The organism is Corynebacterium marambiense (assembly GCF_016342275.1).
Lineage (GTDB): Bacteria > Actinomycetota > Actinomycetes > Mycobacteriales > Mycobacteriaceae > Corynebacterium > Corynebacterium marambiense.
On record NZ_JAEIOT010000005.1, the window covers coordinates 368867 to 389410 of the forward strand.

The following is a 20544-nucleotide window of genomic DNA, read 5'->3' on the forward strand; positions in this document are numbered from 1 at the left end:
TCAAGAAAGGGAACGACACACCAATGAACGAGATCATCCTCGCGCAGGAAGCCGCCGCCACCTCCTTCTCCGGTTTCGGCGCCATCGGCTACGGCCTGGCCGCGATCGGCCCCGGCATCGGCATCGGCATCCTGGTCGGTAAGACCCTCGAGGGCATGGCCCGCCAGCCCGAGATGGCCGGCCAGCTGCGTACCACCATGTTCTTGGGTATCGCCTTCGTGGAGGCCCTCGCCCTCATCGGCCTCGTCGCCGGCTTCTTGTTCTGATCCACTGAACAGCGAAGAACCACGCCGACAACGAAAGCTGTGAGGACCTATGACTAACCACCTTTACCACCTTGCCGAAGGTGGCGCGGAGCACGGCAATCTGCCGCTGAGCGGCCAGATTTCGCCGTTGTTCCCGTTCACCTACGACATGGTCTGGTCGGCGCTGTGCTTCATTGTCATCCTGATCGGCTTCTGGAAGTTTGTTCTTCCGAAGGCCCGTGAAGTGCTCGTCGAGCGCGAGGACCGCATCAAGGGCGGAATCCAGCGCGCCGAGGCCGCGCAGGCGGAAGCCAAGGCCGCCCTCGAGAAGTACAACGCCCAGCTCGCTGAGGCCCGTGCTGAGGCCGCTCAGATCCGTGAGGACGCGCGCACCAAGGGCAAGCAGATCATCGAAGACATGAAGACCCAGGCCACCGAAGAAAGCAACCGAATCATCGAGTCCGGTGAGAAGCAGCTGATGGCCCAGCGCGAGCAGGTCATCACCGAGCTGCGCCGCGAGATGGGACAGAACTCGATCAACCTGGCCGAGCGTCTGCTCGGCGAGCAGCTCGGCGACAACGTCAAGCGCTCCGGGACGATCGACACGTTCCTCTCCGATCTCGACACCGTGGCCCCGGCAGGAAAGTGAGCGACATGCACGCAGCGAGCCGCGAGGCATTGGCGAAGGCGACGCGCAATCTGGACACGATCCTGTCCGGCCAGGGTAACGCCGTGGCCACCGCCGCACAGACCGGAACCGAGCTTTTCGACGTCGTGGAGATCCTCGACGGCGACCGCGCCCTGCGTGTCGCTGCCGCGGAGGTTTCTAACCCCGCCGAGCAGCGCGTGGGCCTGGTGCGGGAGGTGTTCGGCGGCAAGATCTCCGACACCACCCTCAAGGTCCTCGGAGATGCGGTTGAACTGAACTGGTCCACCCCCCGTGAGATGCGGGAGGGCCTTGTCGAACTGGGTCGTCGCGCACTGCTGGAGGCCGCTCGGAGCCAGGGACAGTTGGAACAGGTGGAGGATGAGCTTTTCCGGCTGTCCCGCATCCTGACCGATCAGCCCCGGCTCACCCAGCTCCTCGACGACCGTACGGCGACAGCCGACGCGAAGCGGGGACTGCTGGCGGGTGTCCTGTACGGCAAGGTCACCCCGGTGACCGAGGCGCTCGCACTGCAGGCGATCACCCGACGTGACCACGGTCCCGTCCAGGACATCGCGGCACTGAGCGTGCTGGCCGCCGACATGCAGAACCGGACGGTCGCCCACGTGGTCGCAGCGACCCAGCTCACTGCGGAGCAGGAGCAGGGTCTGAAGGACAAGTTGGGCACGATCTACGGTCGTGAGATGTCCATCCACTCTGAGGTTGACCCCAGCCTCCTCGGTGGTGTGGTCGTCCGCGTCGGTTCGGAAGTCATCGATGGTTCCACTTCAGGCAAGATTCAGCGCCTGCGGTCGAAACTGCCGTGACCGGCGCCGACTACGACCAGGAGAACTAGACAAATAATGCTGGAAGAAACAACCGAGAGCAGGAAGAACATGGCGGAGCTGACGATCTCCTCCGACGAGATCCGTAGCGCGATTGAGAATTACACCTCGAGCTACTCCCCGGAGGCCTCCCGTGAGGAGGTCGGTGTGGTCATTTCGGCGGCTGACGGTATCGCCCAGGTTTCGGGCCTCCCGTCGGTGATGACGAATGAGCTGCTCGAGTTCCCGGGCGGCGTCATCGGCGTCGCACAGAACCTCGACACCGACCGCGTCGGCGTGGTGGTCCTGGGTAACTACGAAAGTCTCAAAGAGGGCGACGAAGTTAAGCGGACCGGAGAGGTCCTGTCCATCCCGGTCGGCGACAAGTTCCTCGGCCGCGTTATCAACCCCCTGGGTGAGCCCATCGACGGCATGGGTGCCATCGAGGCAGAAGAGGACCGTGTCCTCGAGCTTCAGGCTCCCTCCGTGCTGCAGCGTCAGCCCGTCGAGGAGCCCCTCCAGACCGGCATCAAGGCCATTGATGCGATGACCCCGATCGGCCGTGGTCAGCGTCAGCTGATCATCGGCGACCGTAAGACCGGCAAGACCGCGGTCTGCCTGGACACGATCCTGAACCAAAAGGCCAACTGGGAATCCGGCGACGAGAAGAAGCAAGTCCGCTGCATCTACGTCGCCATCGGACAGAAGGGTTCCACGATCGCCGGAATCCGGAAGACCCTGGAGGAGCACGGTGCTCTGGAGTACACGACGATCGTCGCGGCTCCCGCATCCGACTCCGCCGGTTTCAAGTGGCTCGCGCCCTTCGCCGGTGCCGCCCTGGGACAGCACTGGATGTACAAGAACAAGCACGTCCTGGTCATCTACGATGACCTGACCAAGCAGGCTGAGGCCTACCGTGCCATCTCCCTGCTGCTTCGCCGTCCGCCGGGCCGCGAGGCCTACCCGGGTGACGTCTTCTACCTGCACTCCCGTCTGCTGGAGCGTGCCGCGAAGCTGTCCGACGACATGGGCGCCGGTTCGATGACCGCTCTGCCGATCATCGAGACCAAGGCCAACGACGTCTCGGCCTTCATCCCGACCAACGTCATCTCCATCACCGACGGCCAGGTCTTCCTGGAGTCCGATCTGTTCAACCAGGGCGTGCGCCCCGCCATCAACGTTGGTGTCTCCGTCTCCCGTGTCGGCGGTGCCGCACAGACCAAGGGCATGAAGAAGGTGTCCGGTTCCCTGCGTCTGGACCTCGCCTCCTACCGTGACTTGGAGGCCTTCGCGGCCTTCGCATCCGACTTGGACCCGGCATCCAAGCGTCAGCTGGAACGCGGTCAGCGTCTGGTTGAGCTGCTCAAGCAGTCCGAGAACAACCCGATGGCCGTCGAGGATCAGATGGTCTCCATCTGGCTCGCCGGCGAGGGCCACCTCGACAACGTTCCCGTCGAGGATGTCCGTCGCTTCGAGACCGAACTCCACGAGTACCTGCACGGTAACGCCAGCGAGGTCTACGACCAGATCGCCGGTGGCGCAGCGTTCTCCGACGAGTCCAAGGAGATCCTGGTGTCCGCGACCGAGGACTTCAAGCGGACCTTCCAGACCACGGACGGTACCCCGGTGATCAACGAACCCGAGGTCGAGGCTCTCGCTGAGGGAGACCTGAAGAAGAACAAGATCACGGTCTCCCGCAAGTCAGCCAAGAAGTAGGGTCGTGACACGCACCATGACCGTCCAAGGAAAAGAAGGGAGGCGATAGACCATGGCCAATCTTCGCGAACTACGTTCCCGCATCAAGTCGGTGAACTCGACCAAGAAGATCACCAAAGCCCAGGAGCTCATCGCCACCTCGCGAATCACGAAGGCCCAGCAGCGGGTCGAGGCTTCGATGCCGTACGCCGAGGAGATCCACCGTGTGATCGAACGCCTCGCGTCCGCCACCGAACTCGACCACGCGATGCTCCGTGAACGTGAGAACGGACGTCGGGCCGCGATTCTCGTGGTGACCAGTGACCGTGGCATGTGCGGCGGCTATAACTACAATGTCTTCAAGAAGGCTGCGGAGCTCCGCGGCATGCTCGAGGACAAGGGCTACGAGGTTGTCCTCTACGTCTCGGGTAACAAGGGACTGAGCTACTACCGCTTCCGCGGCGAGGACATCGCCGGAGCGTGGACCGGTTTCTCGCAGGATCCGGGATACAAGGAGACGCACGGCATGCGCCGGCACCTGATCGACGGTTTCGTCGCCGGTTCCGCGGGCACCGCCAAGTGGCGCGAGGGACTGTCGACCGCGGAGGGTGAACCCATCCAAGGCTTCGATCAGCTGCACGTCGTGTACACCGAGTTCGAGTCGATGCTGACGCAGAACGCGCGGGCACACCAGCTCCTCCCCATCGAGCCGATCATCGAGCTCGATCACATCGACACCGGGGAAGACATGCTCTCCTCGTCCTCCAACGAGATCGAGGCGGACTACGACTTTGAGCCGAGCGCAGAGGAACTGCTCGACGCGCTGCTTCCGCAGTACGTGTCGCGTGGCCTCTACGCCATGCTTCTTGAAGCCGCGGCCAGCGAGTCCGCGTCCCGACGCACCGCCATGAAGTCTGCAACCGACAACGCCAACGAGCTGGTCAAGGACCTCTCGCGCGTGGCCAACCAGGCCCGTCAGGCACAGATCACCCAGGAAATCACAGAGATCGTCGGTGGCGCGGGAGCGCTCGCCGAAAGCGGAGAAAGTGACTAGATTATGACTACAGCTCTCCAAGAGCAGAACACACAGCAGGCGTCCACCGCCGGCCGTGTCGTGCGCGTCATTGGTCCGGTCGTCGACGTGGAATTCCCGCGCGGCGAGCTTCCGGCCCTCTACAACGCACTGACTGTCGAGATCAAGCTTGAGGCAGTCGCCAAGACCATTACGCTCGAGGTCGCCCAGTATCTGGGTGACAACCTGCTGCGTACCATTTCGATGGCACCCACCGACGGACTCGTCCGTGGCCAGGAGGTCACCGACCTCGGCCGCCCGATCTCCGTTCCCGTCGGCGATGTCGTCAAAGGCCACGTCTTCAACGCCCTCGGTGACTGCCTCGACGAACCCGGCCTCGGCCGTGACGGTGAGCAGTGGGGCATTCACCGCGACCCGCCGCCCTTCGACCAGCTCGAAGGCAAGACCGAGATCCTCGAGACCGGCATCAAGGTCATCGACCTGCTGACCCCGTACGTCAAGGGCGGAAAGATCGGCCTGTTCGGCGGCGCCGGCGTCGGCAAGACCGTTCTCATCCAGGAGATGATCACCCGTATCGCGCGTGAGTTCTCCGGAACGTCCGTGTTCGCCGGTGTCGGTGAGCGTACCCGTGAGGGCACCGACCTCTTCCTCGAGATGGAGGAGATGGGGGTTCTCCAGGACACCGCACTCGTCTTCGGCCAGATGGATGAACCCCCGGGAGTCCGTATGCGCGTGGCGCTGTCCGGTCTGACGATGGCGGAGTACTTCCGCGACGTTCAGCACCAGGACGTGCTGCTGTTCATCGACAATATCTTCCGTTTCACCCAGGCCGGCTCCGAGGTCTCGACCCTGCTGGGTCGTATGCCCTCCGCCGTGGGCTACCAGCCCACCCTGGCTGACGAGATGGGTGTGCTTCAGGAGCGCATCACGTCGACGAAGGGCCGCTCGATCACGTCTCTGCAGGCCGTCTACGTTCCCGCCGACGACTACACCGACCCGGCTCCGGCGACCACCTTCGCTCACCTCGACGCGACCACCGAGCTCGACCGCTCGATCGCCTCGAAGGGCATCTACCCGGCCGTGAACCCGCTGACCTCCACCTCGCGAATCCTCGAGCCCGGTATCGTGGGCGAGCGCCACTACAATGTCGCGCAGCGTGTGATCAACATCCTGCAGAAGAACAAGGAACTCCAGGACATCATCGCCATCCTCGGTATGGACGAGCTGTCCGAAGAGGACAAGATCACCGTCCAGCGCGCCCGTCGTCTGGAACGCTTCCTCGGCCAGAACTTCTTCGTCGCGGAGAAGTTCACGGGTATCCCCGGTTCCTACGTGCCGCTGGAGGACACCATCGTGGCCTTCGAGCGCATTTGCCGGGGCGACTTCGACCACTACCCGGAGCAGGCGTTCAACGGCCTGGGTGGACTGGACGACGTCGAGGCCGCGTACCAGAAGATGAACGAAAAGTAGAAGGGCGGGTCTCATGGCTGAAATCGCCGCTGAACTGGTCGCCGTGGAACGTAAACTGTGGTCCGGAAACGCCACGATCGTCACGGCCCAGACCACCGAGGGTGAGATCGGCGTACTCGCCGGTCACGAGCCGATGCTCGGTCAACTGATCGAGAACGGTGTCGTGACCATCCGCCCGGTTGACGGTGAGCGACTTGTCGCCGCCGTCCAGGGTGGGTTCATCTCCGTCTCCAAGGACAAGGTCACCATCCTTGCGGACTACGCCGAATGGGCGTCCGAGGTCGACACCGCTGCCGCGGAACTTGCCCTCAACGAGGACGACCATGACTCCAGGGCACGCGCCGAGGCCGGCCTGCGCGCCGTCCGGAGGAGCCGGGAAAGCTAGACACCGGCTCAACGCTCCATCAAAAGACGACCTGTCCCGGGGAACCAGAAACGGTTCCCCGGGACAGGTCGTTGCCCGGTTCCGAGGTTTGTGGGTATGTCACCCACTTGAGCGTGACAGTCATGCCCGGTGGGGCCTTTTACCCCCGATACACAGCTGTTTCCCCGGCTAGGGGACCCCCGTGGGAGAAAGTTCGTTGATCAGAGGTGCCAGGAGTAGGATCGCAGAAAAGCGGTGCACCTGGTGTCAGGCTCGTTTGGCTGTCCGGGATGTGTCGCCGCACCTTGACTGATGAGGGAGTGATCGGTGGAGATTTTCTGGTACGGGCTATCCACGTCACTGTGCGTCCTGGTAGTCCTCGCGGGATGGCGTTTTCTCCGCGTGCGCGCCACGGGAGCCGGTATTCTCCTCCGGAAACTCCCGGCGAGTGGGGTCCGTGGATGGCGTCACGGTGCACTCCGCTACTCGGGCTCCGGGCTGGAGTTCTACAAACTCCGTTCCGTCTCGCCCTCGGCAGACCTGCGTTTTCCCCGTACGCGGGCGGAGGTCACCGGTCGCCGCGACCCTGCGACAGCGGAGAAGGCATTCATGCCGACCAGTGTACGGATCGTCGAGCTGACCGTGGAGGGCGACCGTTATGAACTTGCTCTTGACGGACACGGTGAAACCGCGCTGACGTCCTGGATCGAATCTGCCCCCAGTGCCCGGCAGGAACGGCGGTTCCGGCCGCTCGATCGTTGACTGGTACGGGCGGCGGCTAGCGGTCTGACCGTGCACGCTAGACTTCGTGGAATGCGACTTGTTATTGCCCGTTGTTCAGTCGACTACATCGGCCGCCTGGAGGCCCACCTCCCGTCCGCTGACCGACTGCTTCTCGTCAAGGCCGACGGCTCGGTGTCCGTCCACGCGGATGACCGCGCCTACAAGCCGTTGAACTGGATGACCCCACCCTGCACACTCCGCGAAGAGGATGTGGAGGCTGATATCGAGGAGGACAGGGGCAGCAACACCCTGTGGATCGTGGAGAACTCCAAGGGGGAGCAACTCCGGATTACCATTGAGGAGATCCACTCCGATGTCACACACGAGCTCGGGCAGGATCCCGGCTTGGTGAAGGACGGCGTCGAGGCCCATCTCCAGGAACTTCTCGCTGAGCAGATCACTACCCTCGGTGATGGGTACACGCTCGTCCGGAGAGAATATCCCACTGCGATTGGGCCGGTCGACATTCTGTGCCGCGATGCTGACGGGGGAGCGGTGGCCGTGGAGATAAAACGTCGCGGGGAGATCGACGGCGTCGAACAGCTGACGCGGTACCTCGACCTGTTGAACCGGGACGAGCTCCTGGCTCCCGTGCAAGGGGTATTCGCCGCACAGCAGATCAAACCCCAGGCCCGAACCCTCGCCGAGGACCGCGGGATCAGGTGCGTGGTCCTCGACTACCAGGCGTTGCGCGGTACGGAATCGTCCGAGCTACGGCTTTTCTGATGCCCCGGCGTAACCATTCACGGGGTGGTCGACGTCCGGGGCGCTCCACTCCACAGGATCCGCGACCGCTGCCGAGAGACGGTGCGGTGTACTACGGAACCCAGGAGATGCCCGGACCGGCCTACACCGGTGGGGCGCCGCATCTCGTGCGCAAGATCGGATCGACCGGGGCGAGGAAGTTCTACGTCTGCCCAGGATGCAACCAGAACATTCCCCCGGGGGTTGCCCACATCGTGGCGTGGCCGAAGGAGCTGGGGCGCGGTGCCGATGACCGGCGGCACTGGCACCGGCACTGCTGGGAGCGACGTTAGCCGGATGTAGGCTCGGTGAGCTCGAGCAGGACGCCACCGGCGTCCTTAGGGTGGACGAAGTTAATCCTAGCGCCACCGGTACCGCGCTTCGGTTCGGGGTAAAGGAGTCGGACACCGTTGTCGCGGAGGTGTTTACACAGCGCGTCCATGTTGTTGGTGCGCAGACACATCTGCTGGAGGCCCGGGCCCTTCTTCTCCAGGAACTTCGCGATCGTCGAGGACTCATTCAGTGGCGCGAGGAGCTGGATGACGCCGGCGGTCGGAACGTGGTCAGCGGGACCGACCATCGCCTCGACGACGCCCTGCTCCTCGTTCGTCTCCTGGTGGAGGTTCACCCAGCCGAAGGCGCTCCGGTAGAAATCGAGAGCCGAATCAAGGTCGGGGACAGCGATGCCGACGTGGTCGAGACAGGTGACGTACTCGTGGGGAATGTCCATTGCGTGGTTCATACCCCCGATTTTACGCCCGTCGTGCCGTCTCGGGGCTCGTTCGGACGGATGCCCGGAGCTCTTCGGTAGCCTGGATCCATGATCGTCGCATTCTCAGTCGCCCCCACCGAAACACCCGGCAGCAAGGCGGAGATGGCGGAGGCCGTCGCCGAAGCCGTCCGGGTCGTCCGCGCATCCGGCCTACCCAACGAGACCAACGCCATGTTCACTCTCATCGAGGGGGAATGGGACGAGGTCATGGACGTGGTCAAGCGTGCGACCGACGCCGTCATCGCCGTGTCCCCGCGGGTCGGTCTGGTTCTCAAGGCCGATATCCGGCCGGGCTACACTGGGCAGCTGACCGCCAAGGTCGACGCCGTGAACCGGTGCCTGGCCGCAGCCGATGAAAAGGAGAACGGACTATGACGACTCCCGAACGTTTCACCGCCGGAGCAGTGGATCTCGGTGAGATCAAGGCCCGGGCGGAGGCCCGCGCGCAGGCACAGACCCACCCGCCCGCCACGGGGGGTGGTGTCCCGACCTCCTTCGTCGTCACCCGGGAGAACATCGAGGCAGAGGTCATCGAGCGGTCCATGCAGGTACCGGTGGTGCTGCTCATCGGTTCTGATGAGGTCGACTCCTCCCGTCAGCTGCGCGCCGACCTGACGGACCTCTCGGCAGCCGCGGGCCACGACTGGCTGTTCGGGTACATCGACGCACAGGCCGCCCCTGAACTTGCACAGATCTTCGGGGTGACGGCCCTACCGACCGTCATCGCCATCGCCGGTGGTCGTCCGCTGGCGGATTTCCAGGGTGGGCAACCGCAGTCCGCGCTGCAGGAGTGGACCGCGGCCGTGGTCGGGGCCTGCTCCGGCAAGCTCCAGGGACTGCCACCGCAGGCCGACGCTGGGGAACGCGGGGACGACGCCCCGGGTGATCCGCGCTTCGCCCCCGCCGAGGACGCCATGGAGCACGGTGATTTCGACGCCGCCATTGCCGTCTACGATGCCATCCTCGCGAAGGAACCGGCGAACACCGAGGCTAAGCTTGCCCGGGACAACGCACGCCTGCTCAAGCGCCTCGCGGAGGCAGACCCCGCCGTGGACCCCGTCGCGGCGGCCAACGCTGATCCGTCCGACATCGATAAGGCGTTCGCCGCCGCTGACGCAGAGGTAGCCTCCGGTGATCCGGAACCCGCGTTCAACCGGCTGGTCACCCTGCTCGCGTCGAGTCAGGGAGAGAAGAAGACCGCTGTGAAGGATCGGCTGCTGGAGCTCTTCGCCCTCTTCGCCACCGATGACCCTCGGGTGATCGCCGCACGTGGACGGATGGCCAGCGCCCTGTTCTGATTGAGCTGCAACTGACACGGTGTCCCGTGCCTCCCCGTCATGCGGGGTGCGTGCACGGGGCACCGGATCTGTGCCGGGCGCGGGATCAGCCGCGGTGGCGGTACCACTGCGTCGACATCGCCGGGATGTGCAGGCGCACGGAGTGCGGCTTGCCGTCCCACCCGTAGTCGTCGGCGTGAATGAGCGGTTGGAGATCATTGCCCGCACCGGCGTAGTCACCGGAATCGGTGTTGAGCACGAGCTCCCAGTCGCCGCCGACGGGCAGCCCAAAGGTGTAGGACGGCTGACTGGTGCCACCCAAGTTGCTGACGCAGAGCAGTTTCTCGCCACCGGCACCGTGACGGAGGAACGCGAGGATATTGTTCGCCGCGTCATCGGCCTTGACCCAGTCGAATCCGTCGCCGGTGAAGTCCCTGGTGTAAAGTGCCGGCTCGTCGACGTAGCGGTGGTTCATGTCCCGCACCAGGTCTCGGACGCCGGTGTGGTACTCGCCCTCCCAGCCGAAGAGATTCCCCCAGTCGAGGGAGCGGCTCTCCGACCACTCGGAGGTCTGTGCCCATTCGAGCCCCTGGAACAGCAGCTGTTTACCCGGGTGTGCCCACATGTAGGCGAGCAGGGTCCGGGCGCCAGCGGCCTTGTTCCAGGAGTCACCGGGCATCCGCTCCCACAGGGATCCTTTACCGTGGACGACCTCGTCGTGGCTAATTGGAAGGATGAACTTTTCGGAGAACGCATACACGAGGGAGAAAGTGATCTCGTTGTGGTGCCAGGATCGGTTGATCGGGTCCTCACCGAAGTATCGCAGGGTGTCATTCATCCACCCCATGTTCCATTTCATGGAGAACCCGAGTCCACCCTCGGTGGTCGGGGCGGTCACACCTGGCCAGGAGGTGGACTCCTCGGCGATGGTCAGGGCACCCGGGTGGTGGCGGTGCACCGTTGCGTTCATTTCCTGGAGGAACTGCACAGCCTCCAGGTGCTCGCGGCCCCCGTGGATGTTCGGCAGCCACTCGCCCTCCTTGCGGGAGTAATCGAGATACAGCATCGAGGCGACGGCGTCGACCCGCAGGCCATCGATGTGGAACTCTTCTAACCAGTAGAGAGCGTTGGCGACCAGGAAGTTGCGGACCTCGGCCCGCCCGAAGTCGAAGACACAGGTACCCCAGTCGAGCTGCTCACCGCGGCGCCAGTCGGGATGCTCGTAGAGTGTGGAGCCGTCGAAACGCGCGAGGGCCCACTCGTCCTTGGGGAAGTGCGCGGGAACCCAGTCGACGAGGACACCTATGCCACGGGCGTGGAAGGCATCGACCAGTGCCCGGAACTCATCCGCGGTACCCCACCTTGAGGAGGGGGCGTAGTATCCGGTCACCTGGTAGCCCCAGGAGCCACCGAAGGGGTGCTCTGCGACTGGCATGAACTCGACGTGGGTGTAGCCCATGTCGGCGACGTAGTCGACCAGTTCGTCGGCCAGCTCGGTGTAGGTCAGGCCGTATTTCCAGGACCCCAGGTGCACCTCGTAGATGCTCATGGGGGCCGTCTCCCAGTCGGTCGCGTCGCGCTGCTCGAGCCACCCGGAGTCGCCCCACCGATAATCGGATTCGGCGACGATGGAGCCTGTTGCAGGCGGTGCCTCGGTCAACCGTGCCATCGGGTCCGCCTTGTCGAGACGGGTTCCGTCGTGGGTGTGAATAGCGAACTTGTATACCTCACCGGCGTACACGCCGGGGACGAACACCTCCCACACACCGGAGGATCCGAGGGCCCGCATCGGGGTCTGGGAGGGGTTCCAGCCGTTGAAGTCGCCGATGACGGCGACGCCTGCTGCATTGGGAGCCCAGACCGCGAAGGAGGTGCCGAGGACGGTGCCGAGGACGGTGTCGTAGCGGCGGACCCGCGCGCCGAGCACCTCCCAGAGGCGCTCGTGGCGTCCCTCGTTGATCAGGTGGATATCGGTTTCGCCGAGCGTCGGAAGGAAGCAGTATCCGTCGGCACGGGTCACCGTGCCGCCGCCGGTCCAGGTGATGATCAGCTCGTAGGCGACCGAATTCGTGTCGGGCAGAGCTGCGACGTAGACGTCGTCACCGATAGGCTGCATGTCGACGGGTTCGCGTCCCTCCACGTGCAGCTGGACCCGTTCGGCACCGATCTGGCGGGTCCGGACCACGGAACCCGACTCAGTGTGGTGCCAGCCGTAGATCCCGTGCGGGTCGTGGTGACGGCAGGATGAGAGCAGCTGCCAGTCGCCGTCGGCAATGAGGAGTCGTTCGGGGACGTTCGGGGAGTTCATGGCGGTGTCCTTAAGGGGTTGACTGTGGCGCGGGACTGCGTGTCGACGCCCGGGGCGTGGCCTCTGCTGGCGCAGGGTGCGCGCGACCCGGGTGGGATACTAGGCCCGGTAGCGGTCGATTTGACGCCAGGCGAGTTGCTCGCGGCGCTCGGGTGCCACCGTGGGGAGGATGAGGAGATGCGCAACGTTGTTCCACGGTTCGAGACGGACGTAGTTGTGCTCACCCCAGAGGTAGTCGGCACCACTGATCTCGTCGTGGACGTCGAACATCGCGCCCGGGTCGAGGCCGAGTCGTTCGAGGTCGAGGTGGACCGTCGTCTCGACTGCATTGTAGGGATCGAGGTTGACCACGACGAACACTGCGTCACCGGAAACCGGATCGACCTTCGAGTAGGCGATGATCTGGTCGGAGTCCGTGGCGTGGAAGTCCAGGATCCGGAGCTGCTGCAGGGCGGGATGCTCCCGGCGTACCCGGTTGAGGGTGCCGATGAACACTGAGAGGGAGTCTCCGGACTTCTCGGCTGCGGCGAAGTCTCTGGGCCGGAGCTCGAACTTCTCGCTGTCGAGATACTCCTCACTGCCGGGCTTCAGCGCCCGATGTTCGTAGAGCTCGTAGCCGGAATAGACACCCCACAACGGGGACATCGTTGCGGCCAGAACGGCCCGCAGGGCGAACATACCGCGCCCGCCGTACTGCAGTGAGGCGTGCAGGATGTCCGGGGTGTTGACGAACAGATTTGGACGGCAGACGTCCGCCATCCGAGAGAGCTCCTCACCGAACTCGGTGAGCTCCCGCTTCGTGGTCTGCCAGGTGAAGTAGGTGTAGGACTGGCTGAATCCCGCCTTCGCCAGACCGTACAGGCGGGGCCGACGGGTGAAGGCCTCGGCGAGGAAGATGACCTCCGGGTGCTTCTCGTGGACGGCGTTGATGAGCCACTCCCAGAAGTTCGCGGGCTTGGTGTGCGGGTTGTCCACGCGGAACGTGGTGACACCGTGGCCCACCCAGAACAGCACGACACGGAGGATCTCCCGGTAGAGCCCCTCGGGGTCGTTGTCGAAGTTGAGCGGGTAGATGTCCTGGTACTTCTTCGGGGGATTCTCTGCGTAGGCGATCGTGCCGTCGGGCAGGACCGTGAACCACTCGGGATGCTCCGCGGCCCACGGGTGGTCGGGGGCACACTGCAGTGCGAGGTCGAGGGCGACCTCCAGACCGAGTTCCTCCGCACGGGACACTAATGCCTCGAAATCGTCGATGGTCCCGAGTGCGGGGTGCACTGCGTCGTGGCCGCCGGCGGTGGAACCGATGGCCCACGGCGAACCGACATCCTCCGGGGTTGGGGTCAGGGTGTTGTTGCGGCCCTTGCGGTTGATCTCGCCGATGGGGTGGATCGGCGGGAAGTAAACGGTGTCGAAGCCCATCCCCGCGACGCGGTCCAACTCGGCGGCCGCGGTGGCGAAGGTGCCGTGCACCGGGCGACCGTCGGCGTCGACGCCCCCGGTCGACCGGGGGAAGAACTCGTACCAGGAACTGAACAGCGCCTTAGGGCGCTCGACCTTGATCTTGCGGGTGATGCCGCGGGTCAGCAGCTCCCGGAGAGGATGCTTGTCCAGGAGGTCAACGAAGTCCCCCTCGAACGCGGGGGCCACCGCTTCTGCGGGGGAGAGGTTCTCCTGGCGGAGACTCTCGACCACGGTCGTGAATTCGGGGCGGCGCTTCTTTGGTGCGCCCTCAGCGGCGCGAAGGAAGAGCCGTGCCCCGATCTCGAGATCGTTGGCGAGCTCCGCTCGGGTCTGACCGGCGTTGATCTTGGAGGTAACCGCGTGTCGCCAGGTGGCGACCGGGTCGGACCAGACATCGATACGGAAGGTCCACATCCCCGGAGCATCCGGGATAACGACGGCGTTAACCTGGTCCTCGTCGTGGGGGCTCGTGTGCATGGGGATGCGGACAGTGCGCCGGAAACCGGCGGAGCCCTCGGGGCCGCGGACATTGAGAGTTGCGGAGAGGGCGTCGTGTCCCTCACGCCACGCGAGCCCGGAGATCGGCACCACCTCACCGACCACAGCCTTCGTGGGGTGGCGACCCCCGGAGATCACAGGGCGGACATCATCTAGGCCAAGGCGATTCGTCACAGTTTCCTCATTCGTGGTTGTCCGGATTGCGCCGACTCGAGCCGACGGGCGGTGGAGCGACGGGGGTGCGGTCGACTCCACCGGTACACAACTAAGTCTAGTTGAGCGTTCCCGGATGCACCCGCCTAATCCCCGCCCGGCTAGTTCCCGCGTGTCCGGAGAGAACGATTTGGGGTCTGTCCGTCACCGGATCGTCCTCGATGGGCGTGGGCTGTTCGCGGGGCCGGCGGTCGATGCGTAGTGGGCAGTTCCTTGGGCCGTCCACCGCGAGAGTCAGGGTGAGGCGAGTGGAATCGTCCAGTGCTTCGATCAGACCCCTGACCGCGGCGTTCCGATGGTGTTCGTGCGGGTTCTCCGCGTTCATCTGGAGGAACGCTCCAGAGGTGAGCGCCTTGCCATCCACGGCCGTGATCGGGTACCCGATCACGGGGCCATCCGGGACCTCGCCAACAGGGCAGCGGTAGTCATCGCATTTCTCGTTGGTCCTGATGTTCGCCCTTAGATGTTGGATGGAGACCGTGTACGTCGACATGCTCTCGCCGTTGTTGTACTTGCACGCGGACTGGGCACACACGGTGACTAGGTCGAAGACCGCGGTCGTGGATTTGGCGGGACTTCGTCCTAGTCGTCGTTCCCTGCGGTGCAGCACACGGACGTGCTCCGACACGGATCGCCGCCGCGTTCCAGGACTGTGTCGTGGCGTCCATCACCTCGCCTCCGGACGAGCTGTAGGCGGTCGGGGGGTAGCGATGGTGCCTTCTCAGCAACGACCCGCGCAGCCTTCGTCATCAGACACGGGTCTATTTTTCTTCTCCCCGCGGATCCGGTGGACAGTGATCCCGGTCGGGACAGATGCAGGCGAGCCGCCTCCTGGGATCCGGCCCGGAGGTACCTTGTGATCCGAGGCCAGATTCCGGAACAACTATTGCCTGAATGAAGCCGACAGCTGGTTCGAACTGCTTTGACGGCAGAGGAATCCCGGGTTTCCGCCCCGGACGTGTCTGCCAGCGTGCCGGGGTCGGATGGTCCATGATGGAGGGGTGATTGCGAATGAGACCGAAACCGACCTGGACCTGCTCATCGACTTCCGCGACGTGTCCTTCGTCCGCGACGGGGCCGCCCTCGTCGGAGACGTCACCTGGCAGGTGGAACTCGACGAGCGGTGGGTGATCATCGGACCGAACGGCGCCGGGAAGACGACCCTTCTTCGGATGGCGGCAGCCGAGGAGTACCCCTCCGCCGGTGCGGCCTTCATCATGGGAGAGCGGATCGGGCGCACCGACATGCGCGACCTGCGCGCCATGATCGGGGTGTCGTCTGCCGCACTCGGCAACCGGATCCCCCCGACAGAGGAGGTCGGAGACCTCGTGGTCTCTGCGGGGTACGCCATTCTCGGCAGGTGGCGCGAGGAATACGACGAGCGCGATCTCGAGCAGGCGCGCACCATCCTCGAACAGGTGGGCGCGTACCATCTGCAGGGACGTACATGGGGAACCCTCTCCGAAGGGGAGCGCAAGCGCGTACTTATCGCCCGGGCCCTCATGACCAACCCGGAGCTCCTGCTCCTCGACGAACCCGGGGCCGGTCTAGACCTGGGCGGGCGGGAGGACCTCGTCGGATACCTGGGCAAACTCGCCCTGGATCCCGATGCCCCGGCCATCGTGATGATCACCCACCACGTTGAGGAGATCCCCGACGGTTTCACCCATGCGATGCTCCTCGATGAGGGGGCGGTGGTCGCACAGGGACTCATTGAGGACGTTCTCACCAGTGAGAACCTCACCCGTGCGTTCCATCAGCCGATCCAGCTCGACCGGATTGACGGCCGCTACTTCGCCCGACGTGCACCCCGGGCCGGGCGTGGGAGCCATCGGAAGTAGATGTCGTACACACATCAGGAGGTGGACTATCTGCGGTCCCACCGCCCGGAGATATCGGACGTCACCGCGGAACTCGCGCTCACCCGTAGCAGCCTCGTCGCCGATACCGAGGTGCTGCGGAGGCACTTCGGCGAGTATGCACGCGCCGTCACCGAACTCGTCACCGCACGTCGTTCGACCATCGGTAAACTCCCCTCCGACTGGCTCATGTGCAGTGAATCCGCCCAGCAGTCGACCCCGCCGACCGTCGCGGCCGTTCGGGCACGGCGGATCGCGGACCACCTCGGAGCGGGAGCCCGGGTACACGACGTGACCTGCTCCATCGGCTCCGAGCTGCCGCAGCTGACCGCGGTCGGGCTCGCCGTCACTGGCTCCGATCTCGATCCCGTCCGGGTCCGGATGGCCCGGGTCAACACCGGTTCGGCCGTTGCAGTCGCGGACGCCCTTGTCCCGCCCTTGTCCCCGGGGGCTGTCGACGCCGTCGTGGCTGACCCCGCACGCCGGGCGGGAGGTCGTCGCATCACCCGTCCCGATCAGCTGCTCCCACCGCTGCCGGAACTGATCGCCGCACACGCGGGGACCCCAGCGGCGGTGAAGTGCGCACCGGGGCTGGACTTCAGTGGATGGGATGGTCTGGTCAGTGTCGCCAGCGTTGATGGCGGGGTCAAGGAGGCGTGCCTCTATTCACCGCAACTCGGCGGTGGTGAGCGCCGCGAGGCGGTGATGATCTCTACGAAGGTGGGTACCGGCCCACGACTCGACCGGATCACCGATCTCTCCGGCGATGGTGGCGGCGAGAGTCTCGCCGGACCACCCGGCCGGTACATCGTCGACCCCGACGGCGCCGTCGTCCGGTCGGGACTCGTCCGGCACTACGCGCTGCGCGAGAAACTGTGGATGCTCGATGACCGGATCGCCCACCTCACCGGTGACCGCATCCCAGAGGGCAGGACCGGATTTCCATTCATCGAACAGGTACCGTTGAAGAAGCTGAAGACGGTTCTCCGGAAGCATGGATGCGGGGCGCTGGAGATACTCGTTCGCGGAGTGGATATTGATCCGGACAAACTCCGCAGGAACCTCAAACTCGCCGGTGACCGCCCCATGTCCGTTGTGGTGACCCGGATCGGTTCCGCCGGTGTCGCCCTAGTCTGTGGCCCCCGGGCCGATGGCGTTGACCGCAGCTGACAGGTTGTTCGCCCAGTGGCGACGGGAACGCCGCAGGCGGCTAGACTGGCGGCCAGCCTGGGAGCCGTGATGTCCCCTCCACCATCGGAGGAGCCAACCCACGGACGACCACGAACCCCGTTTCACCTGATAACTAAGGAAGGCCCACACCGCATGCCCACGATCGTGGTACTGGTCAAGCACGTCCCCGACACCTGGTCGCAGAAGAAGCTGTCCGAGGACTACACCCTCGATCGCGACAACGTTGATGAGGTCATCGACGAGATCAACGAGTACGCCGTCGAGCAGGCCCTGAAGATCCGCGAGGCCGATGTCGACGCGGGATGGCGGATCGTTGCCCTCACCGCGGGAACCAGCCGTGCAGAGGAGGCACTGCGCAAGGCTCTCGCCATGGGTGTCGACGACGCTGTCCTGCTGTCCGACGAGGCTATCGCCGGTTCAGATCTGCCTGGAACGGCATGGTCGCTGACCTGCGGTATCGATGCAGCGATGTCCGCACTGGGGCTGGATGAGCTCAAGCTCATCGTCACCGGTAACCGCTCCTCCGACGGCCTGATGGGGGGAATGGCCGGGATTCTCTCCGAGTACCGCACCATCCCTGCGCTGACCCACCTGCGCAGCGCCACCGTCAAGGCAGCCGAGGGGACCGTCACCGGTGTCCGGGAGACCCCGCGGGGCGAGTTCGAGCTCTCCGCCGCCCTCCCGGCGATCATCTCCGTCACCGACCAGGCAGACCGCCCGAGGTTCCCCAACTTCAAGGGAATCATGGCCGCGAAGAAGGCGCAGATCACGCATCTGTCCCTGGCCGACACCGCGGCCACCGCGGAACAGGTCGGGGGAGCCCATGCCGCGACCGCAGTCACGGTCGCCACTGAACGCCCCGAGCGCAGTCAGGGCGAGATCATTCGTGACAACGGTCAGGCCGCCGTCGCGATCGCCGACTTCCTTGAGTCCCGTAACCTCATCTAGTCGCACATCCCAGCCTGCAGATCCACGCAACCCCAGGAGTAGACCCCGCCATGTCCCACGCATACGTACTCGTCGAGCACACCGAAGGCGTGCTCGACGAGGTCACCGCAGAACTCATCACGGCTGCCCGCGCCTTTGGGGCGGTCAGTGCCGTCGTCGTCGGTACCCCGGGAACCGCGACTCCACTGGTCGAGGCACTGGCTGCGGCTGGCGCCGACCAGATCGTCGCCGCTGAGGGTACGGACGTCAGCGCCCGACTCGTGTTGCCTGCGGTCGACGCCCTGTCCATCCTCGCGTCCTCCAATCCCGCCCCCGTCCTCGTTTCCTCGTCACCTGCCGGCGACGAGATCGCTGCACGCCTCGCCGTGCGCCTGGGATCGGGTGTTCTGTGCGACGTCGTCGGGGTCAACGCTGACCGCACTGCACAGCAGTCCATCTTCGGTGACACGATCTCCGTCACCGCCGCCGTCGGCGGCGAGTGCCCCATCTACGCCGTGCGCGCAGGAGCCATCGACGCCGAACCCCGTCCCGGCGCCGGTGAACTCGTCACCCTCGACTTGCCCGGTGCGGGGGAGAAGGATGTCCGGGTCACCGGATTCACCCCCGCTGAACGCGGTGAACGACCGCCCCTTGCACAAGCGAAGACCGTTGTCGCCGCTGGTCGCGGTGTCGGGTCCGCCGAAGGTTTCACCGACATCGTCGAGCCTCTCGCCGACGCATTCGGCGGAGCTGTCGGTGCCACCCGTGACGCCATCGACCACGACTGGTACGGCGGCCAGTACCAGATCGGTCAGACCGGCGTGTCCGTCGCACCGGACCTCTACATCGGACTCGGCATCTCCGGTGCCATCCAGCACAAGGCGGGCATGCAGACCGCCAAGACCATCGTCGTCGTCAACAACGACGAGGATGCGCCCCTGTTCGAGATCGCCGATTTCGGCGTGGTGGGAGACCTGTTCACGATCGCCCCGGCGCTCACCGAGGAGATCATCCGCCGCAGGCGGGGGTAATCCGTGCCGGAATCGCAGCACTACCTCGACCACGCCGCTACTGCCCCGATCCGGCAATGTGCCGTCGACGCCTGGGTGGATACCGCACGTCTGCTCAACCCCGGAGGTCAGTATGCCTCGGGTCGTCTCGCCCGGGCGGCTCTCGAGGCAGCCCGAGAACAGATCGCCCACGCCCTCGGGTGTGAGCCGATTGAAGTCATCTTCACCAGTTCCAGCACCGAGAGCTGCAACATCGCTGTCCAGGGGCTCTGGCGCGCCGGTGGTCGGGGGCGGATCGTCTCCACACCGATCGAACACCCCGCCGTCGCCGAGACCGTCACCGCCCTGGTCAAGGAAGGTGCCGGACTTGAGCTGCTTCCCGTTGGAACGGATGGCGTGGTCGCTCCGGATTCCCGACTGGACACCCGTTCGTCCCTGGTCACCTGCATGTGGGCCAACAACGAGACCGGTGTGATCCAACCTGTCGCCGAGATCTGTGCCCGCGCGGCGGACACCGGATCCCCGGTGCACATCGACGCGACCCAGGTCGTCGGACACCTGCCCGTCGATTTCGCGGCACTCGGGGCGACCACACTCGCAGCCGGAGCGCACAAGTTCGGCGGACCCCGCGGGACCGGGATCCTCATCGCCAGACGTTCCCCCACCCCCGTCCCGGTCCTGTTCGGTGGTGGCCAGGAACGCGGTATCCGGCCCGGAACCGCCAATGTCGCAGGCGCCGTCGCCACGGCCGCGGCGCTCACCGAGGCCGTCTCTGAATTGAGCGTGGCCACCGCCCGGATCACGGAACTGCGTGACCGTCTGCAGACCGGGATCCTCGATCGCGTCGACGACGTCCTGGTCCACGGTGCGGGCGCCGACCGGCTCCCGAGGCACCTGCATCTATCGTTCCCGGGTGCCGAGGGGGACAGCCTCATCATGCTGCTCGACAATGCGGGAATCGCTTGTTCTACAGGGTCCGCCTGTTCCGCCGGTGTCAACCGGGCCAGTGGCGTACTGCTCGCGATGGGGGTCAGTGAGCACGACGCCCGCGGAGCCGTCCGCTTCACACTCGGTTCCACGAACACTGAAGCCGACGTGGACCGGGTTCTCGAGGTCATCGGCGACGTGGTCTCCCGGGCGAGGCTCGCCGGGATGGCCTGACGGTCGCAGCTAGGGAACCGGTGCGGCCCCACGGCCGTCAGTGTCCGTCCGGACCGGGACCGA

The 20544-nt window shown here is 65.1% G+C and carries 21 protein-coding genes; 17 read left to right on the forward strand and 4 right to left on the reverse strand.

The window, feature by feature from the left end:
• Positions 1 to 23 precede the first annotated feature (23 nt).
• From JDV76_RS04335 to JDV76_RS04380, 10 genes are all read left to right on the forward strand, one after another.
• A complete protein-coding gene (locus tag JDV76_RS04335) occupies positions 24 to 266 on the forward strand; it encodes an ATP synthase F0 subunit C (RefSeq protein ID WP_198735644.1) in 243 nt (80 codons plus the stop codon).
• Between the two features lie 49 nt (positions 267 to 315).
• A complete protein-coding gene (locus JDV76_RS04340) occupies positions 316 to 894 on the forward strand; it encodes a F0F1 ATP synthase subunit B (protein ID WP_198735645.1) in 579 nt (192 codons plus the stop codon).
• 5 nt (positions 895 to 899) lie between these two features.
• Positions 900 to 1718 carry a F0F1 ATP synthase subunit delta gene (locus tag JDV76_RS04345; RefSeq protein ID WP_198735646.1) on the forward strand — a complete coding sequence of 273 codons (819 nt, stop codon included), beginning with the start codon at positions 900 to 902 and terminating at the stop codon, positions 1716 to 1718.
• 69 nt (positions 1719 to 1787) lie between these two features.
• On the forward strand, positions 1788 to 3431 hold the full coding sequence (gene atpA, locus JDV76_RS04350) for a F0F1 ATP synthase subunit alpha (protein ID WP_198735815.1): 1644 nt from the start codon (positions 1788 to 1790) through the stop codon (positions 3429 to 3431).
• Between the two features lie 52 nt (positions 3432 to 3483).
• Positions 3484 to 4464, forward strand: coding sequence for a F0F1 ATP synthase subunit gamma (locus JDV76_RS04355; protein WP_198735647.1), 981 nt, complete (start codon positions 3484 to 3486; stop codon positions 4462 to 4464).
• 3 nt (positions 4465 to 4467) lie between these two features.
• Positions 4468 to 5913 (forward strand): F0F1 ATP synthase subunit beta, encoded by a 1446-nt coding sequence (atpD, locus tag JDV76_RS04360; protein ID WP_198735648.1) that lies wholly within the window; start codon positions 4468 to 4470, stop codon positions 5911 to 5913.
• A 13-nt stretch (positions 5914 to 5926) separates the two neighbouring features.
• On the forward strand, positions 5927 to 6298 hold the full coding sequence (locus JDV76_RS04365; RefSeq protein ID WP_198735649.1) for a F0F1 ATP synthase subunit epsilon: 372 nt from the start codon (positions 5927 to 5929) through the stop codon (positions 6296 to 6298).
• A 306-nt stretch (positions 6299 to 6604) separates the two neighbouring features.
• Complete coding sequence (locus tag JDV76_RS04370; RefSeq protein WP_198735650.1) at positions 6605 to 7039, forward strand: DUF2550 domain-containing protein; 435 nt, start codon at positions 6605 to 6607, stop codon at positions 7037 to 7039.
• Between the two features lie 51 nt (positions 7040 to 7090).
• On the forward strand, positions 7091 to 7786 hold the full coding sequence (gene nucS / locus JDV76_RS04375; protein WP_198735651.1) for an endonuclease NucS: 696 nt from the start codon (positions 7091 to 7093) through the stop codon (positions 7784 to 7786).
• Positions 7786 to 8097 carry a hypothetical protein gene (locus tag JDV76_RS04380; RefSeq protein WP_198735652.1) on the forward strand — a complete coding sequence of 104 codons (312 nt, stop codon included), beginning with the start codon at positions 7786 to 7788 and terminating at the stop codon, positions 8095 to 8097. Before nucS ends, JDV76_RS04380 begins: the two co-directional genes overlap by 1 nt.
• Here the strand turns inward: JDV76_RS04380 and mce are convergent.
• Complete coding sequence (gene mce / locus JDV76_RS04385; RefSeq protein ID WP_198735653.1) at positions 8094 to 8546, reverse strand: methylmalonyl-CoA epimerase; 453 nt, start codon at positions 8544 to 8546, stop codon at positions 8094 to 8096. The two genes, JDV76_RS04380 and mce, sit on opposite strands and share 4 nt — an antisense overlap.
• Before the next feature lie 78 nt (positions 8547 to 8624).
• Here mce and JDV76_RS04390 point away from each other — a divergent pair, with 78 nt between their 5' ends.
• Both JDV76_RS04390 and JDV76_RS04395 read left to right on the forward strand, forming a co-directional pair.
• Complete coding sequence (locus JDV76_RS04390; RefSeq protein ID WP_198735654.1) at positions 8625 to 8951, forward strand: thiamine-binding protein; 327 nt, start codon at positions 8625 to 8627, stop codon at positions 8949 to 8951.
• Positions 8948 to 9874 carry a tetratricopeptide repeat protein gene (locus JDV76_RS04395; protein ID WP_198735655.1) on the forward strand — a complete coding sequence of 309 codons (927 nt, stop codon included), beginning with the start codon at positions 8948 to 8950 and terminating at the stop codon, positions 9872 to 9874. The genes JDV76_RS04390 and JDV76_RS04395 overlap by 4 nt, the downstream gene beginning before the upstream one ends.
• A gap of 85 nt (positions 9875 to 9959) precedes the next feature.
• Here JDV76_RS04395 and glgB read toward each other — a convergent pair whose 3' ends face one another.
• The 3 genes from glgB to JDV76_RS04410 form a co-directional block, all read right to left on the reverse strand.
• Complete coding sequence (glgB, locus tag JDV76_RS04400; protein ID WP_198735656.1) at positions 9960 to 12161, reverse strand: 1,4-alpha-glucan branching protein GlgB; 2202 nt, start codon at positions 12159 to 12161, stop codon at positions 9960 to 9962.
• Positions 12162 to 12260: 99 nt separating this feature from the next.
• Complete coding sequence (locus JDV76_RS04405) at positions 12261 to 14294, reverse strand: maltotransferase domain-containing protein (RefSeq protein WP_198735657.1); 2034 nt, start codon at positions 14292 to 14294, stop codon at positions 12261 to 12263.
• Between the two features lie 97 nt (positions 14295 to 14391).
• A complete protein-coding gene (locus tag JDV76_RS04410) occupies positions 14392 to 14961 on the reverse strand; it encodes a hypothetical protein (RefSeq protein ID WP_198735658.1) in 570 nt (189 codons plus the stop codon).
• A 355-nt stretch (positions 14962 to 15316) separates the two neighbouring features.
• Here JDV76_RS04410 and JDV76_RS04415 point away from each other — a divergent pair, with 355 nt between their 5' ends.
• From JDV76_RS04415 to JDV76_RS04435, 5 genes are all read left to right on the forward strand, one after another.
• On the forward strand, positions 15317 to 16174 hold the full coding sequence (locus tag JDV76_RS04415) for an ABC transporter ATP-binding protein (protein ID WP_198735659.1): 858 nt from the start codon (positions 15317 to 15319) through the stop codon (positions 16172 to 16174).
• The gene (locus JDV76_RS04420; RefSeq protein ID WP_198735660.1) at positions 16175 to 17362 is read left to right on the forward strand and encodes a class I SAM-dependent methyltransferase; all 1188 of its coding nucleotides are present in this window, start codon (positions 16175 to 16177) and stop codon (positions 17360 to 17362) included.
• Positions 17363 to 17515: 153 nt separating this feature from the next.
• On the forward strand, positions 17516 to 18331 hold the full coding sequence (locus tag JDV76_RS04425) for an electron transfer flavoprotein subunit beta/FixA family protein (protein ID WP_198735661.1): 816 nt from the start codon (positions 17516 to 17518) through the stop codon (positions 18329 to 18331).
• A gap of 50 nt (positions 18332 to 18381) precedes the next feature.
• A complete protein-coding gene (locus tag JDV76_RS04430) occupies positions 18382 to 19341 on the forward strand; it encodes an electron transfer flavoprotein subunit alpha/FixB family protein (RefSeq protein WP_198735662.1) in 960 nt (319 codons plus the stop codon).
• Positions 19342 to 19344: 3 nt separating this feature from the next.
• A complete protein-coding gene (locus tag JDV76_RS04435) occupies positions 19345 to 20481 on the forward strand; it encodes an aminotransferase class V-fold PLP-dependent enzyme (protein WP_198735663.1) in 1137 nt (378 codons plus the stop codon).
• Positions 20482 to 20544 lie beyond the last annotated feature (63 nt).